The organism is Mycolicibacterium neoaurum (assembly GCF_036946495.1).
In the GTDB taxonomy this organism is placed as follows: domain Bacteria; phylum Actinomycetota; class Actinomycetes; order Mycobacteriales; family Mycobacteriaceae; genus Mycobacterium; species Mycobacterium neoaurum_B.
This window is the reverse complement of the sequence record NZ_JAQIIX010000002.1, coordinates 3,190,743-3,207,207: the sequence shown is the minus strand read 5'-3', so window position 1 is coordinate 3,207,207 and position 16,465 is coordinate 3,190,743. Positions and strand designations below refer to the sequence as shown.

General features: G+C 67.1%; 16 protein-coding genes and 1 riboswitch. Of the genes, 8 read left to right on the top strand and 8 right to left on the bottom strand.

Translation table 11 applies throughout. The features are described 5' to 3' along the window. Positions 1-33: 33 nt before the first annotated feature. The gene (locus PGN27_RS20810; RefSeq protein ID WP_335327811.1) at positions 34-900 is read right to left on the bottom strand and encodes a putative endonuclease domain-containing protein; all 867 of its coding nucleotides are present in this window, start codon (positions 898-900) and stop codon (positions 34-36) included. 103 nt (positions 901-1,003) lie between these two features. Next, the gene (locus PGN27_RS20805; protein WP_335328804.1) at positions 1,004-2,116 is read right to left on the bottom strand and encodes an AI-2E family transporter; all 1,113 of its coding nucleotides are present in this window, start codon (positions 2,114-2,116) and stop codon (positions 1,004-1,006) included. 87 nt (positions 2,117-2,203) lie between these two features. Between PGN27_RS20805 and PGN27_RS20800 the strand changes: the two genes are divergently transcribed. Beyond that, positions 2,204-2,797, top strand: coding sequence for a carboxymuconolactone decarboxylase family protein (locus PGN27_RS20800; RefSeq protein ID WP_335327810.1), 594 nt, complete (start codon positions 2,204-2,206; stop codon positions 2,795-2,797). Here the strand turns inward: PGN27_RS20800 and PGN27_RS20795 are convergent. Beyond that, complete coding sequence (locus tag PGN27_RS20795; RefSeq protein ID WP_335327809.1) at positions 2,736-3,671, bottom strand: sigma-70 family RNA polymerase sigma factor; 936 nt, start codon at positions 3,669-3,671, stop codon at positions 2,736-2,738. The genes PGN27_RS20800 and PGN27_RS20795 overlap by 62 nt on opposite strands. Before the next feature lie 114 nt (positions 3,672-3,785). On the opposite strand from PGN27_RS20795, the gene PGN27_RS20790 reads away from it, so the two are divergent. Both PGN27_RS20790 and PGN27_RS20785 read left to right on the top strand, forming a co-directional pair. Then, positions 3,786-5,294, top strand: a complete 1,509-nt coding sequence (locus PGN27_RS20790; protein WP_335327808.1) for an APC family permease — start codon at positions 3,786-3,788, stop codon at positions 5,292-5,294. A gap of 21 nt (positions 5,295-5,315) precedes the next feature. Then, complete coding sequence (locus PGN27_RS20785) at positions 5,316-6,176, top strand: universal stress protein (protein ID WP_335327807.1); 861 nt, start codon at positions 5,316-5,318, stop codon at positions 6,174-6,176. A 55-nt stretch (positions 6,177-6,231) separates the two neighbouring features. On the opposite strand, the gene PGN27_RS20780 is transcribed toward PGN27_RS20785, so the two are convergent. Continuing rightward, positions 6,232-7,722, bottom strand: coding sequence for a gamma-aminobutyraldehyde dehydrogenase (locus PGN27_RS20780; RefSeq protein ID WP_418888629.1), 1,491 nt, complete (start codon positions 7,720-7,722; stop codon positions 6,232-6,234). Between the two features lie 100 nt (positions 7,723-7,822). Between PGN27_RS20780 and PGN27_RS20775 the strand changes: the two genes are divergently transcribed. From PGN27_RS20775 to PGN27_RS20765, 3 genes are all read left to right on the top strand, one after another. Next, positions 7,823-8,344: an Lrp/AsnC family transcriptional regulator gene (locus PGN27_RS20775; protein WP_019510115.1), complete on the top strand. Its 522-nt coding sequence runs from the start codon at positions 7,823-7,825 to the stop codon at positions 8,342-8,344. Beyond that, complete coding sequence (locus tag PGN27_RS20770; protein WP_335327806.1) at positions 8,341-9,726, top strand: aspartate aminotransferase family protein; 1,386 nt, start codon at positions 8,341-8,343, stop codon at positions 9,724-9,726. The genes PGN27_RS20775 and PGN27_RS20770 overlap by 4 nt, the downstream gene beginning before the upstream one ends. Positions 9,727-9,886: 160 nt before the next feature. Continuing rightward, entirely contained in the window at positions 9,887-11,089 is a 1,203-nt protein-coding gene (locus PGN27_RS20765) for a D-alanyl-D-alanine carboxypeptidase family protein (protein WP_418888628.1), read from the top strand. Positions 11,090-11,098: 9 nt separating this feature from the next. On the opposite strand, the gene PGN27_RS20760 is transcribed toward PGN27_RS20765, so the two are convergent. Continuing rightward, a complete protein-coding gene (locus PGN27_RS20760) occupies positions 11,099-11,941 on the bottom strand; it encodes a nitronate monooxygenase (RefSeq protein ID WP_418888627.1) in 843 nt (280 codons plus the stop codon). Positions 11,942-11,973: 32 nt separating this feature from the next. Further along, a riboswitch (guanidine-III (ykkC-III) riboswitch) is annotated at positions 11,974-12,038 on the top strand. 12 nt (positions 12,039-12,050) lie between these two features. Between PGN27_RS20760 and PGN27_RS20755 the strand changes: the two genes are divergently transcribed. Then, positions 12,051-12,368 (top strand): DMT family transporter, encoded by a 318-nt coding sequence (locus PGN27_RS20755; protein WP_335327805.1) that lies wholly within the window; start codon positions 12,051-12,053, stop codon positions 12,366-12,368. A 65-nt stretch (positions 12,369-12,433) separates the two neighbouring features. Here the strand turns inward: PGN27_RS20755 and yhjD are convergent, their stop codons facing one another. The 3 genes from yhjD to PGN27_RS20740 form a co-directional block, all read right to left on the bottom strand. Continuing rightward, entirely contained in the window at positions 12,434-13,492 is a 1,059-nt protein-coding gene (gene yhjD / locus PGN27_RS20750; protein ID WP_335327804.1) for an inner membrane protein YhjD, read from the bottom strand. Between the two features lie 10 nt (positions 13,493-13,502). After that, positions 13,503-14,531, bottom strand: a complete 1,029-nt coding sequence (trpS, locus tag PGN27_RS20745) for a tryptophan--tRNA ligase (protein WP_335327803.1) — start codon at positions 14,529-14,531, stop codon at positions 13,503-13,505. Positions 14,532-14,631: 100 nt separating this feature from the next. Beyond that, positions 14,632-15,432, bottom strand: coding sequence for an exodeoxyribonuclease III (locus PGN27_RS20740; RefSeq protein WP_335327802.1), 801 nt, complete (start codon positions 15,430-15,432; stop codon positions 14,632-14,634). A 101-nt stretch (positions 15,433-15,533) separates the two neighbouring features. Here PGN27_RS20740 and PGN27_RS20735 point away from each other — a divergent pair, with 101 nt between their 5' ends. Next, positions 15,534-16,373: an epoxide hydrolase EphH gene (locus tag PGN27_RS20735; protein ID WP_335327801.1), complete on the top strand. Its 840-nt coding sequence runs from the start codon at positions 15,534-15,536 to the stop codon at positions 16,371-16,373. Positions 16,374-16,465 lie beyond the last annotated feature (92 nt).

Below are 16,465 nucleotides of genomic sequence, written 5' to 3'. Positions count from 1 at the left end.
CTAGATGGCGAGATTTCCTAGAAATCTCGCCATCTAGTTCATATTGGGCAGCTCCTGGGGAGCGCCGGCGGCGTCCAGATCGCGCCGGACCCGGCGGATGACCAGAAGCTGCCTGCGGCGCAGCAGGTCGGCGTCCACCCGGACGATGCGCCAGCCCAGTTCCCGGTATCGGGCGTCCTGATCGATGTCGAGCGCCCGCTGGCGAGGATCGGTCCAGTGTTGCGCCCCGTCGTACTGCACCCCGACCTTCCACTCCGGATAGCCCATGTCGAGGCGGCCGATCAGAATTTCGTGATCGAACACCTCGATCTGGGTGCGCGACGGCCGCAACTCTGCCTGTGTCAGCACCAGGCGTAGCCGCGTCTCCTGCGGTGACTCCGCGCCAGCATCGGCCAGGTCGATCACTCGGCGCAGCTGCACGACTCCGCGCGCTCCTCGGTGGTCGTCCATCAGAGCCTGTAGGCCGGCCAGTGTGAGATCCGTTGCCTGTATCAGCGCATCGACCCTACTCACCGCACGTACCAATCCCCGGCGGCGCCCGCGATCGAAGGCAGTCCGTGCGGGTGTCGTCGCCCGGACGCCATCGAGGACGCAGATATCGTTTGCAGCCAGTTGCTCGCAATGCAGCAGGATGCCGGCCACCTTGTGCTGGCTGCGCTGAATCAGTTCGGCGGGCAATGCAGGGTCGATCCATCTGCAGCCGTGCAAAGCGGCCGCCGACAGCCCCGCGGCAACACCCCGTCGTCGCGACCAGAGCCACGCGGCCCGCGCTTTGTCGACCGGCGTCAGCACGTGACCCCGAGCCACATATACATCGCGGTGCAACATCGCGTGGTGATGGATGAGTTGATGGCGCGTGACGGTGCCGGCGGCCAGCGCTTCGGAACCAAGGAAGACCATGCGTATTCAGACGCAGCGGTGCGGCCGCCGGTTCCACCGCCACCGAGTCTGAACTAGATTGCGGAAAGACGGGCTGATCACGCAATCTACTTCAGATTGGCCGTCACTTCACGGCCTCATCCTCCGGCGGCGGCTCCGGCCCGATGTTCTCCCCCGCGATCTCGGCGACCTGCTCGTCGTAGTACCGGATGATCACCGCTACCGCAGCAGCCACCGGCACCGCCAGGAACGCGCCGATGACACCGAATGTCGACGCCCCGAGGGTCACGGCCAGCAGCACGATCACCGCGTGCAGTTTCATCGACTTCGACTGCAGCCACGGCTGCAGCACGTTGCCCTCCAGCTGCTGCACCGCGATGATGACGCCGAGCACCAGCAACGCGTTGATCGGCCCGTTGGCGACCAACGCGATCAGCACGGCCAGACCACCGGCGACAAAAGCACCCACGATCGGCACGAAACCACCGATGAAGGTGATGATCGCCAAGGCATAGGCCAGCGGCACACCGAGGATCACCAGGCCGATCCCGATCAGCGCGGCGTCCACCAGGCTCACCAAAGCCTGGGTGCGGATGAACCCGCCCAGGGTGTCCCAGATCCGCGCCAGCACCTCGGCCAGGTGCCGTGCGCCGGGATGCCCGACCGAACGCCGCAGCCACGGGATGAACCGCGGGCCATCCTTGAGCAAGAAGAACAACACCACGATCGTGGTGAACAGCGTCACCAACGCCGAGGTGGCCGCCCCGACCCCGGTGAACACGCCGCTCGCGATCTGGCTACTGCTGGAGTTCAACTGGTCATTGATCGCGGTGACAGCCGAATCCAGTTGCGCCTCACTGATATTGAGCGGGGGGCCACCCAACCAGTCCCGGACCTGGACCACACCGGCGGTCGCTTGCTCGGCCAATTCGGTCGACTGCTCGACGATGGCGGGCGCCACCGCCGCAATCAGACCCGCGATCACCCCGACCGCCACCAACAGCATCAGCAGCGCCGCGGCCGCGGGCGGGACGCCCTTGGACCGCATCCAGCGAACCGGTGGCCACAGCACGGTGCAGACCACCACCGCCAACGCGACCGGCAGGATGATCACCCACGCCTCACCGACCACCCAGGCCAGGATCCACAGGGCCGCCGAGACCGCGACAATCTGGACCGAGACCGTGGCGGCCGATCGAAGGTGGGCACCGAATACCGAGCCCCGGCTCGGCAGCATGTCAGTCACGCTTCCTCTCTACCCGCACCCACCGGTTTCCAACTAGCACCGCGGTCACAAATCGGCCTGCCGTGTCGTCTTAGGGGTATGACACCCAGAATCGCCGCCCTGCACCCCGACGATGCCGGACTGTTCACCCGGATGATGTACCGCATCGCCAAACGGAAGTTCGGCGAAGTCCCGCAACCGTTCACCGTCGCCGCCCACCACCGGCGGTTGCTGGCGGCCAACGCCGTCCACGAGATGCTGGTGCAGGCCGGGTCCACGACGCTGCCCACAGCTGTCCGCGAACTGGCGGTGTTCTGGACGGCACGCACCATCGGGTGCTCGTGGTGTGTGGACTTCGGATCCATGCTGGCTCGCCTCGACGGTCTGGACGTCGAGAGGCTCGCGGCCATCGACGACTATGCGACCTCACCACTGTTCGACGCGGACGAACGCGCCGCGATCGCCTACGCCGACGCCATGAGCACCGACCCGCACGCCGTCACCGACGAGCAGGTGGCCGACCTACGCACCAGATTCGGCGACGCGGGGGTGATCGAACTGACCTACCAGATCGGATTGGAGAACATGCGGGCCCGGATGTACTCGGCGCTGGGCATCACCGAGCAGGGGTTCAGCTCCGGGGATGCCTGCCGGGTTCCGTGGGCAGATCCCGGCGAAGCGGAGACGCGGTGAACTTGTCCGGATTCGCGATATCCCAGACCGCGGCCACACGCCCGTCGGTGACCGTCACCGCGGTAATGCGGGGCATCAGCTCGCGGTAGCCGTCGACGGCCGGCGCGCCGGGTGTGTACGAGCCGAGCTCGCCGTTGATCAGCACCGGCCGGCTGCCGGCCTGCCAGTTCGGGCCGTACCGCTTCGCGAGCCCGAACAGGAAACGCGCCACCTTCTCCGGCCCCCGGATGACATTCGGGGCGGTCGGCGCGCGCCGGTTGGCGTCACCGGTGAAGGTGATGTCGGGATGGAGCAGCGCAACGACGGCGTCGACATCACCGGCGGCGAGCGCGGCCATCAGCCGCCCGACCACTTCGTTGTGGGTGTCGACGGTCTCGGGTGGCGGGGCCGCCGCCACGGCGCGCCGAGCCCGCGACGCCAGCTGGCGGGCCGCCGGGGCGGTCGTGCCGAGCACCGCCGCGATCTCGTCGAACGGCACCCCGAAACCGTCATGCAGGACGAAGGCGACGCGCTGTTCGGGAGTGAGCCGCTCCAGTACCACCATCGCCGCGAACCGCGCATCCTCACCGGCCACGACGATGTCCAGCGGGTCGTCCCCCGCCACCGGGGTGATTACCGGCTCGGGAAGCCATTCCCCGACGTAGCTGACTCGGCGGTGCGTCGCCGAGCGCAAGGTGTCCAGGCCCAGCCGGCTGACCACGGTGGTGAGCCAGGCGCGCAGGTCGGCGATGGGTTCGGCGGCTCTCTGCCTGCGCAGCCACGCATCCTGGACGATGTCCTCGGCATCGGCGTATGTTCCGGTCAACCGGTACCCGATGGCGAGCAGATGCGGCCGCAGCTCCTCGAATTCCGCGGTCCACGCGTCGGCCGACATGAGCCGAGTCTAGGGCCGTCCCTCCATGTGTTGATTTCGTTGCCGTGTTACCCCAATGAAAACCTTTTCGTCGTATCACCCCTGCCAGACAACTGAAACCGTATATTCACGCACATGGCAATCGCGGAACAGCCGACCCCGGTGACCACGGACAAGGGTCTGCAGGCCGGCGCGCTGGGTCTGGTGGGCAACGTGGTGATCGGACTGGCGGCCGTGGCCCCGGCCTACAGCCTGGCGGCGACGCTGGGCTACGTCGTGCTCCACGTCGGCGACAAGGCTCCGGCCATGTTCGTGCTGGCGTTCATCCCGATGCTCCTGGTGGCCTTCGCCTACAAGGAGTTGTCCCAGGACACCCCGGACTGCGGCACCACCTTCACCTGGGGTACCAAGGCCTTCGGTCCGTGGATCGGCTGGATCGGCGGCTGGGGACTGGCCGTGTCGGCGATCATCGTGCTCGCCAACGTCGCCGAGATCGCCGCGGTCTACCTGTTCAAATTCCTCGGCCAGGACGCGCTGGCGGACAATCTCTACGCCAAGGTCGCCCTCGGTTCGTTCTTCATCATCTCCATGACCCTGGTCAGCGCCCGCGGTGTGGTCGTCTCGGAGAAGATGCAGAACGTCCTGATCGCCATCCAGTTCGGTGTGTTGATCGTCGCGAGCGTATGGGCGCTGATCCGGGTGTTCGGCAACACCGCGGGCGCTCAGGCCGTCAGCCCGTCACTGTCCTGGTTGTGGCCGTCGGGTCTGGACATCTCCTCGATCGCCGCGGCGATCATCCTGTGCGTGTTCATCTACTGGGGCTGGGATGCCTGCCTGGCCGTCGGCGAGGAAACCAAGGATCCCGGCCGCACGCCCGGTATCGCCGCGGTCATCACCACGCTGATCCTGGTGTGCACCTATGTGCTGGTGGCGTATGCGGTCCAGTCGTTCGCCGGTTTCAGCGTGGTGGGAATCGGGCTGAACAACCCGAACAACACCGACGATGTGCTGACCGTGCTGGGCGCACCGGTGGGCGGTCCGATCCTGGCCTCGCTGCTGCTGCTGACGGTGTCGGTATCGGCGCTGTCGTCGACACAGACCACCATCCTGCCGACCGCGCGCGGCACCCTGTCGATGGCGGTCTACGAGGCACTGCCCAAGCGGTTCGCCAGCGTCCACCCCAAATACATGACACCGGCGTTCGGCACCATCGTGATGGGAGCGATGGCGCTGTTCTTCTATCTCGTGCTCACCTTCCTCTCGGAGAACGCCCTGGCCGACTCGGTCGCCTCGCTCGGGTTGGCCGTCGCGTTCTACTACGGCATCACCGCGTTCGCCTGTGTCTGGTACTTCCGCAGAACCCTGTTCACCTCGGCGCGAAACCTGTTCTTCCGCGGCATCTTCCCGCTCCTCGGCGGACTTGCGATGGCGGTCGCCTTCGGTATCAGCGCCAAGGACATGATCGCTCCCGACTACGGTTACACCGCCTTCGGTCCGGTCGGCGGGGTATTCGTGCTCGGCGTCGGCATGCTGGTCCTCGGGGTACCGCTGATGCTCGCGTGCTTCGCGTTCGGCACCAAGCGCTTCTTCCGCGGCGAGACGCTCACCGCCGAAACCGAGGTCAAGGTCCCCGATGTGTACTGATACGAAAGCGCAGGCAACACCATGCATCTGACGGTCGGTTACCTGGCCACTCCCACCGGCGACGACGGTGTCGCCCTGGCGGCCGCGCTGGCCCGCACCTTCGATGCCGATGTCGACGTGGTGCTCGTCGTGCGCGAGGAACTGCCCGACGGGCATCCCGGCCGCGCGCAGTATCAGGAGCTGCTGCTCGAAAAGGGCAAGCAGTGGATCATCAAGGCGGTCGACACGCTGACCGGTGCGGCCAAGTCCGTCCACGCCAATGTCCTTGTCGGAGAATCGTTTGCCGAGGAATTGTTACGGTTCGCCGAGAGCCACCACTCCGACCTGATCGTCGTCGGCGGCGCGCGTGACGGCTTCTTCGGCGGTCACGTCATCGGGCCGGTGTCCAGCGCGCTGCTCCACAGTTCACCCATCCCGGTCGCACTCGCCCCGCGCGGCTACGCCGACGACGCACCGGAGACCATCGCCGCGGTGACCGCAGCGGTGCCGAGCAGGCCCGGCGACGACAATCCGCTGCCGTTCGCCATCACGCTGGCCAGCGCAGCGAACCTGCCGATCCGGATGGTGTCGCTGGTGTCGGCCGAAAACCTCTCCGAGGCAGAGGATCTCAAGGAACTGCGAGCCACGCAGATCGCCGCAGCGCAGGAGAACCTGTCGGTCGCCGCCCGCGCACTACCGGATTCACCGGATATCGAATCGCTGGTCGCCGACGGTATGACGTTGGAGTCGGCCCTGAAGAAACTCAACTGGGATGACGACGACATCCTGGTGGTCGGCTCCAGCCGGTTCGCCGCGCCCAAGCGCATCTTCCTGGGCTCGACGGCGTCGCGCATCCTGGCCGGTACCGATGCCCCGGTGATCGTGATCCCCCGCGACGAGTAGCGGATTGTGGAGTTTCAACCGCCAGCACGGCGGCTGAAACTCCACAAATCGCAGGCTAACGAGACGCGAAAATCGTCCGGTGCCACTCCTTGTCGGCCACCCCGGTGATATCGCTCATCACATGCTTGATGGTCAGGTACTCCTCGAAGCTGTACTGGCTCATGTCTTTACCGAACCCGGATGCCCCGACACCACCGTGCGGCATCTCGGAGATGATCGGGATGTGGTCGTTGATCCACACACAGCCGGCGTTGATCTCACGCGAGGCGCGCTGCGCCCGGTACACGTCACGGGTCCAGGCCGAGGCCGCCAGACCGTAGGCGGTGTCGTTGGCCTGGCGCAGTGCGTCGTCGTCATCGGTGAACGCCCGCACGGTGAGCACCGGGCCGAAGATCTCGTCGCGGTACACCTCCGAGGATTCCGACACATCGGCGATCAGGGTCGGCCGGTAGAACGCACCGGGCAGATCCGGAATGACACCGCCGGTGACGATGCGCCCGCCCTGATCGGGGGCGCGGGAGACCATGGCTGCCACCTTCTCGCGGTGGGCGTAGGTGATCAGCGGCCCCAGATCGGTGTCCTTGTCATGCGGATCGCCTACGACGATCTTGCTCATCACCTCGCCGACCCCGGCCACGAAATCGTCATAGAGGTCGCGCGCGACGATGGCCCTGGTGGCCGCGGTGCAGTCTTGTCCGCTGTTGATCAACGCACCGGCCACCGCGCCCTGGATGGCCGCGTCCAGATCCGCGTCGTCGAACACCACGAACGGCGCCTTGCCGCCGAGTTCGAGCTGCGTGCGGTGACCGTGCAGCGCCGCCGCGGCCATCACCTTGCGCCCCACCGGGGTCGACCCGGTGAAGGTCACCACATCCACATCGGGGTGTCCGGCCAGCGCGGTCCCGACATCGCCACCCGCACCGGTGACGACGTTGAGAATCCCGGCGGGAAGACCCGCGTCGGCGGCGATGCGGGCCAGCGTCAGCGTCGTCAGTGGGGTGATCTCGGCGGGCTTGATGACCACCGCACATCCTGCGGCGAGCGCCGGGATGACCTTCCACACCGCCATCTGCAGCGGATAGTTCCACGGCGTGATCGTCGCGACGATACCGACGGCCTCCCGCCGGATGCTGGAGGTGTGGTCGGCCGAATACTCCGCGCTGGCCTTGCCCTCCAGGTGCCGTGCGGCACCGGCGAAGAAGGCGATGTTGTCGATACTGCCTGGAACGTCGAACTCGGTGGCCAGCCGCACGGGCTTACCGCACTGGGCGACCTCCTCGGCGATGAAGGTGTCGGCGGCCGCTTCCATCAGTTCGGCCAGTTTGGCCAGCACGCCGGCCCGCTCCACCGGCGGCGCGGCGGCCCAGGCGGGCTGCGCGGCACGCGCGGCGGCCACCGCGGCGTCCACGTCGGCGGGGGTGGCCAACGCATATGTGGTGACCACCGCCCCGGTGGCGGGGTTGATGACGTCGAAACTCTGCCCCGACGTGGTTGTTGCTGCACCATTGATCCAACTGCCCGCGATGGCAGGTTTTTGAGCACTCACGAACGACAAGGCTACGCATTCCGGCGATCGACGGCATGACCAACGCCTGATTTCATACAAATGGTTGCTTGTAACGACGGATTCCGTGCACAATCAAGGCATGTCGCACCCGGACTCTCCGCCCGGCCCCTCCGCCGTGTCACTACGAATCAACCATTCGCGCCCGGGGGCCGCGTTCCAGCTCGACGAACTGTCCAAGGCCATCATCGAGAAGCTCCAGCAGGACGGTCGACGCTCCTACGCCGGGATCGGTAAGGCGGTCGGACTATCGGAAGCGGCGGTTCGCCAGCGCGTGCAGCGCATGGTGGACGCCGGCGTCATGCAGATCGTCGCGGTGACCGACCCGATGCAACTGGGCTTCGCCCGCCAGGCCATGATCGGCATCCGCTGCACCGGCGACACCACCAAAGTTGCCGAGAAGCTGGCCCAACTGGAATCCGTCGACTACGTGGTGCTGACCGCCGGCACCTTCGATGCCATCGTCGAGGTGGTCTGCGAGGACGACGGTGACCTGCTCGACCTACTCAACACCAAGATCCGCGCCGTCCCGGGAGTGATATCCACCGAAACGTTGGTTTACCTGAAACTCGTTAAACAGCAATACAACTGGGGCACTAGATGACTATCACCGAAACAACTGCGAATACCACAGGCGATCTGGCCGCTAAGGCCCAGCGCCACCTGTGGGGGCACTTCGCGCGCCATGGCGCCGATATCACCCCACCGATCATCACCCGCGGCGAAGGCACCCGCATCTTCGACGACAAGGGCAACAGCTACATCGACGGCCTGTCCGGACTGTTCGTCGTCCAGGTCGGCCACGGCCGTGAGGAATTGGCCGCCGCTGCGGCCAAGCAGGCAGAGCAATTGGCCTTCTTCCCGCTGTGGTCTTACGCGACGCCGACGGCGATCGAGCTGGCCGAGCGGGTCGCCAATTACGCGCCGGGCGACCTGAACCGGGTGTTCTTCACCACCGGCGGTGGCGAGGCGGTCGAGTCGGCCTGGAAGCTGGCCAAGCAGTTCTTCAAGCTCACCGGCAAACCCGGTAAGCACAAGGTGGTTTCGCGGTCCATCGCGTACCACGGGACCCCGCAGGGGGCGCTGGCGATCACCGGCATCCCGGCATTCAAGGCTCCCTTCGAGCCGCTGACCCCAGGTGGCTTCCGCGCGCCGAACACCAACTTCTACCGCGCGCCCGAACCATTCGCGCACGACGAGAAGGCGTTCGGTCAGTACTGCGCCGACCGCATCGCCGAGGCCATCGAGTTCGAGGGCCCCGACACCGTCGCCGCGGTCTTCCTGGAGCCGGTGCAGAACGCCGGCGGATGCTTCCCGCCGCCGCCCGGATACTTCGAGCGCGTCCGCGAGATCTGCGACGAGTACGACGTGCTGCTGGTCTCCGACGAAGTCATCTGCGCCTACGGCCGGATCGGCTCGATGTTCGCCTGTGACGACTTCGGCTACGTGCCCGACATCATCACCAGCGCCAAGGGTTTGACCTCCGGTTACTCACCGCTGGGCGCGATGATCGCCAGCGACCGACTGTTCGAGCCCTTCGATGACGGCAAGACCGTCTTCGGCCACGGCTACACCTTCGGCGGACATCCGGTCTCGGCGGCCGTCGCCCTGGCCAATCTCGACATCTTCGAGCGCGAGGGCATCAACGACCACGTCAAACAGAATGCGCCGGCATTCAAGGCGACCCTGGAGAAGCTCTACGATCTTCCGATCGTCGGTGACGTGCGCGGCGAGGGCTTCTTCTACGGCATCGAACTGGTCAAGGACAAGACGACCAAGGAGACCTTCGACGACGACGAGTCCGAGCGGCTGTTGCGCGGATTCCTTACCCCGGCGCTGTGGGAGGCCGGACTGTACTGCCGCGCCGACGACCGTGGCGACCCGGTGGTGCAGCTGGCGCCGCCGCTGATCAGCGGGCAGGCCGAGTTCGACGCGATCTACGACATCCTGCACAACGTGCTGTCCGAGGCCGCCCGCCGACTCTGAGCGACATAAGCACCGACGGTGCGCCCAGATCGAGAAAGCAGCGCGCATCTTGATTTGAGTGCACCGTCGGTGTCGTTAAATCACATTAATCACATAAGTCACTTCAGCCACAGCGTGGCGAGCCCAGATTCGGCCCACGGTCTCCTAATCTGCAGTCATCATGGCTTCCTTCGCGACGTTGCGCCGAATGGCTTGCGCGGCCACCACGGCACTGATGCTGGCGGGACCGGCGCTGGTCAGCGCGCCGCTGGCGGGTGCGGAACCGGCACCGGATCCCTGCCCGTACCGCACCACGACACCACCTGCGGTCGACGCCTCGGAGGTCCCCAAGCCGGGTGATCCGACCCCGGGCGCGCTGCCCGTTCCCGCGACGCCACTGGGCGGCGAGGCTCTCGGCGGCTGCGGCATCGTGACCGCAGCGGGTACCGGCCCGGTGCCCGAGGATGTCTCCGCCGAGGCATGGTTGGTTGCCGATCTGGACACCGGTGACGTCATCGCCGCCAAGGATCCGCACGGTCGGCATCGCCCGGCCAGCATCATCAAGGTGCTCGTCGCGATGCAGGCCATCCAGGAACTGCCCATCAACCGGATCGTCAACGGCACCGAGGGTGACGAGCACGCCGAGGGCAGCCGCGTCGGGGTGAAGAACGGCGAGCGCTACACGATCAACGATCTGTTGCACGGGCTGTTGATGGTGTCCGGCAACGACGCCGCGCACGCACTGTCGATGCAGCTCGGCGGGATGGACATCGCGCTGCAGAAGATCAACACGCTGGCGCGCAAGCTCGGAGCGCGCGACACCCGCGCAGCCACGCCGTCGGGCTTGGACGGCCCCGGCATGAGCACCTCGGCTTATGACGTCGGCCTGTTCTACCGCTTCGCGTGGCAGAACGACACCTTCTCCAAAATCGTTGGCACCGAGAAATACCCATGGCCCGCCTATGAGCTGGAGAACGACAACAAGCTGCTGTACAACTACCCGGGCGCACTGGGCGGCAAGACCGGATACACCGATGACGCCGGCCAGACGTTCGTGGGCGCAGCCGAACGTGACGGCCGCCGGCTGGTGGCCGTGATGCTCAAGGGCACCCGGGTACCCATCGCACCGTGGGAGCAGGCCGCCCGCCTGCTCGACTACGGGTTCGCCACCCCGCCGGGCACCAAGGTCGGCACCCTCATCGAGGCCGACCCCTCATTGGCCGTCGCGAAAACCGAAGAGGCACCGGATCCCACCGCGGTCGCCGCCACTGCGCTGCCGCCCGCCGATACCGTGCCGGTGCGCGTCGGCGTCGGGCTGGTCGGCGCCATCATCGTGTTCGCACTGATGATGGTGGCCCGGTCGATGAACCGACAGCGCGCCTGAGCCCGCACGTCAGCCCAACGGCCCGCGCAGCAGTTCCTCGGCGCCTGCGGACAGCGTTGTCACCAGCTCTCCCGCGTCGACCGACTGTCGAACCTGGCCCACGCCCTGGCCGGCGTTGACCGGCGACCCGCGCAGCACTCGCTCGGGAATATGTACGGGCCAACGGTATCCGGCCGCGATGTCATGGGTGGAGGTCAGCTCGGTGTCGTGACCGGCAACCAACTCGGCGCGCGCGGATTCCGATGTCAGCGCCTGCGGGCAGGCCGCGAACAAGGTGCCGATCCATGCCCCCGACGCCCCTGCGGCCAGCACCGCCGCCACCCCACGCGCCGAACCGATCCCGCCGGCCGCCAACACCGGAACGTCCACCGCGTCAAGCACTCCCGTGAGCAGTGGCAGGGTGCCCAGCAACGGTTCACCGTGACCGCCGCCCTCGGCGCCACGCGCCACCAGCACGTCGACACCGAAATCCTGGGCGCGTCGGGCCGCCTCGACCGAGGCCACCTGCGTCGCGACCGTCACCCCGGCATCGTGCGCGCGGTGCACCCACGTGAAGTCGGTACCGAAGCTGACGCTCAACAGCGCGGGCCGCGCCGCCAGCGCGATATCGAGCAGCTCGGGACGTTCGGCCATCACCCAGTGCACCAAACCGATCCCGAATCGTCCCTGCGCCACACCGATCTCGCGGCGCAACACCTCCGGTGTCCCGGCACTGCCCAGACCGAGCATGCCCAAGCCGCCCGCGGCGGTGACCGCCGATGCCAGCCGTCCACCCGCGGCACCGCCCATCGGGGCGTTCACGATCGGCGTGCGCAGGCCCATCGCCGCGGACCAGGTGGTGACCAGTGACACCGGTGCGACGCTACCGGAATTTGCTACCGTCGAGGACGTCACCGTGTGACACCGGACGAGAGGCACCGTACCCGGCCAGCGACAAGACGGCAGCCAAGGGAGGTGTGCCATGGCCTGGCTCGTGCTGGTGATTTCCGGGGTGCTGGAAGCCGTGTGGGCAACCGCGCTCGGTAGATCCGAGGGCTTCAGCAGACCATGGCCCACAGCGATATTCGGGGTCGCGCTGGTGCTCTCGATGGCCGGTCTGGCCTACGCGATGCGCACGCTGCCGATCGGCACCAGTTATGCGATCTGGGTGGGCATCGGCGCGGCCCTGACGGTCGGCTACGCCATGCTGACCGGCACCGAGAGCGCCTCCCCGATCAAGGTGGCGCTCATCATCGGGATCATCGGGTGCGTGGTCGGACTCAAGCTCATCGGTCATTGACGCCCCCGGCGTCGCGGTCATTGACGCCCCCGGCGTCGTGGTCATCGGCACCCCCGGCGTCGTGGTCACTGACGATTGCGCCGCAGCAACCTGGCCAGCCCCAGCCCGCCGAGTGCCCCCGCGGCGAAACCGGCGGCAGCGCCGGGTAATCCGATGCCCTCCCGGACCTGGACCCGCGGCCGGATCAACACCGGGCCGGGCGGCTCGACGGGGGCCGCGGCCAGGTTCTCCGCCGCCGTGGCCGCCCAGGCGGTCGAGAACAGGATGAGCCTGGCGGTGATGTAGGCGAACACCATCAGACCCAGCACCGGCCCGAACGTCGCCCCAGCAGGGCCGGTCAGCACCGACTTGAGGTAGACGGAGGCGACCTGCTTGAAGATCTCGAATGCCACGGCGGCCAACAGGCCCGCCCGCAGCGAACTGCGGAAGCTGACCGACTCCCGCGGGAGTCGGGCGATGATCCAGGTGAACAGCATCCACGAGATGATCAGTGAGGCGAACCACGACGCCACCTGCAGCCCGATGCTCAACCCCGGCACATCGCTGAGCCCCAGCCAGCCGAGCACCGCGGTCATCGGGGATTCCTTGCTCAATGCGGTCAACCCGATCGTCAGAGTCAGGGCGACGAACGCCGACAGCAGCGCGCCCAGATCCGACAGCTTCGTCGCCACGAAACCGGCAGGCTCGTGCCGCTGTTCCCACATCTGGCTGAGCGCCTCACGCAGGTTGTTCATCCAACCGAGCCCCGCCCAGGCCGCCGTGGCAAGGCCGATCACGCCCACGGTGCCGCGGGAATCGATGGCCGAATCCATCAGCTCCACCAGTTGCGCACCCAGGTCCCCCGAGACCGCCGAACGGATCTTGGCCTCCGCCTCGAGCATCAGGTCGGGCTGGTTGGCCAGCACGAAGCCACCGATCGAGAAGCCGACCATCAGCAGCGGGAACAGCGCGAAGATGGTGAAGTAGGTGATCCCGGCGGCGTAGAAGTCGCCCTTGCAGTCGTTGTAGCGACCTTGAGCGAGCATCACCCGGTTGAACCAGGGGAATCGGCTCCGCAGCCGGTCCACGAAGCCGGGAGCGTCCTGCTCGGACTGCGCTGTCGATACCGCGTCGCGGCCGGCCATGTGCTACCCCTCAGTGCGTCGGCGCCAGGAAACCCAGCCGGTCATATACCCGCTCGACGGTGGCTGAAGCCACCGCCGCGGCCCGCTCTGCACCCCTGGCAAGTACCGCCTGCAGCTCGGCGGGATCGGCGATCAGTTCGTCGACGCGTGCCTTGATGGGCGTGACGAACTCGACCACCGCGTCCGCAGTCTCGGTCTTCAGGTCACCGTATCCGCGGCCCTCATACCCCGCGACCAGGGTGTCGATATCGGTACCGGTGACGGCGGACTGGATGGTCAGCAGGTTGGACACGCCGGGCTTGGCGTCGCGGTCGAACCGAATCTCGCGCTCGCTGTCGGTCACCGCCGAGCGGATCTTCTTGGCGGTCTTCTTCGGGTCGTCGAGAAGGCTGATCAGGCCCGCGTCGGTGGTGGCGGACTTGCTCATCTTCGCCGTCGGGTCCTGCAGGTCGAAGATCTTGGCGGTGGCCTTGGGGATGATCGCCTCGGGGACGACGAAGGTGCCGGGGAACCGGGCGTTGATGCGCTCGGCGAGGTCGCGGGCCAGCTCGAGATGCTGACGCTGGTCCTCGCCGACGGGCACCAGATCGGTCTCGTAGAGCAGGATGTCGGCGGCCATCAACACCGGGTAGGTGAACAGCCCGACTGTGGTGGCCTCGGCCCCCTGCTTCTGGGACTTGTCCTTGAACTGCGTCATCCGCGAGGCCTGCCCGTATCCGGTGAAACAACCGAGCACCCAGGCCAGTTGGGTGTGGGCGGGCACGTGGCTCTGCACGAAGACCGTCGCCTGGTCCGGGTCGACGCCGAGCGCGAGGTACTGCGCGGCGGTGACGAGGGTGCGCTTGCGCAGCACCTCGGGATCCTGGGCGATGGTGATGGCGTGCAGGTCGACGACGCAGAAGTAGGCGTCATAGTCACGTTGCATGCTCACCCATTGGTTCACCGCGCCGAGGGCGTTGCCGAGGTGCAACGAGTCGGAGGTGGGCTGTGCACCGGAGAACACGACCTGGCGAGCGGCGGCGCCGCGTGGTTCATTCATGATCACTGCATTTTGTCATGCGACCATCGGCGGTCCTGCCTGCCACCGGACGACCCGGCGACCACGAATGTCGGCGATGCGGGCGACGACGCCCGGCCGGTCAGGAGAACTGCACCGTGACCGGCGCGTGGTCGGACCAGCGCAGGGCGTAGAGCTCGGCGCGTTCGACCCGGGCGGACACCGCACGCGCGGCCAGCGCCGGACTGGCCAGGTGGTAGTCGATGCGCCAGCCCGCGTCATTGTCGAACGCCTTGCCGCGCCACGACCACCAGCTGTACGGCCCGGGCACATCGGGGTGCAGCGCGCGCACCACATCGACCCAGCCGGTGGCCAGCAGATCCGTGAGCCATTGCCGCTCGCTGGGCAGGAAGCCCGACTTCTTGACGTTGTTCTTCCAGGCCTTGATGTCGTTCTCGGTGTGCGCGATGTTCCAGTCCCCGCACAGCACGGCATCCTTCCCACCGTCCAGCAGCACGGCCATCCGCGCCTGCATGGCGGCCATGAACCGCTCCTTCTCCAGCTGGCGGTCGGTTTCGGCCTCGCCGGTGGGCAGGTAGACGCTGGCCACCGTGACGCCTGCGGTGTCGACCTCGATGTAGCGACCGTGGGCTGCGAACTCCTCGGCGCCGGTGCCGACCCGGACAGCGTCGAAAGGCGTGCGGGATAGCACCGCGACACCGTTGCGGCCCTTCACATGTGGCTCGGCCGAGGCGAGGTGCCAGCCATCGGCCAGCGCCGGTGCCAGGGCATCGGCCAGTTGCGCGTCATCGGCGCGGGTCTCCTGCAGACAGATGACGTCGGCCTCGGTCTCCTTCAGCCAGGGCAGCATGCCGAGGTTGGTTTCGGAGCGCTGCTTGACCGCGGCACGGATGCCGTTGGCGTTCACGGTGGTGACGATCACGGACGACGACCCTAGTGGAGCGCACCGACACCGCGGGGATTCCCCCGGTCACCGTCATCGGACCTTGCGGTACCCGCGGTACCGCCATACTGTCGAGCGCTATGACCCAGCGCACACCCATCCATCTCGGATCGGGTGAACCAGTCCTGATGTTGCATCCATTTCTGTGCTCGCAGAACGTGTGGTCCACCGTCGCCGGCCAACTCGCCGGTACGGGCCGATTCGAGGTCCTGGCACCGACGATGGTCGGCCACCACGGCGGCGCCCGCTCCGGCACCTGGTTTCTGGACACCGCTGCGCTGGTCGACGACGTCGAGCGTCGGATGGATCAGATCGGCTGGGAGACAGCGCATATCGTCGGCAACTCGCTCGGCGGGTGGGTCGCCTTCGAGCTGGAGCGACGCGGCCGGGCACGCACGCTGACCGCCATCGCCCCGGCCGGCGGCTGGCGCCAGCACTCCCCCACCAAGTACGAGACGGTGCTCAAATTCCTGCTCGGCGGCCCCGCCCTGATCGCGGCGCGGCTGGCCGGCCCGCGCATCCTCGACGTGCCCTTCGGTACCCGGATCGCCACGTTGCCCGTCAGCGGGCCGGCCGATGGCCCGAGCCGAGCGGATCTCGAGGCGCTGGTTCAGGATGCGACGCATTGCTCGGCCTACGTACAACTGCTGGTCAAGACGCTGCGACTGCCGGGATTGCTGGAACTGGCCCAGGTCGGTGTGCCGACACATCTGGTGCTGTGCGAGAAGGACCGGGTGTTCCCCAGCCCGCGCGGCACGAAGTACTTCGTCGAGAACCTGCCGACCGACGCCACGGTGACCCGGTTGCCGGGCGTCGGGCACATACCGATGCTCGAGGCGCCCGGATGGGTCACCGCACTGATCGCCGATTTCGTCGACCAGCACACCGAACCAACCCGCGCGGTGCCGCCGGCGGGTTAGACGCAACGCCCGCTCGGGTCGGACAAAGCGATCTGAAACGTAGTACTGCCGGTAGTACTGCTACGAGGGCAGTACTACCGGCAGTATCACGA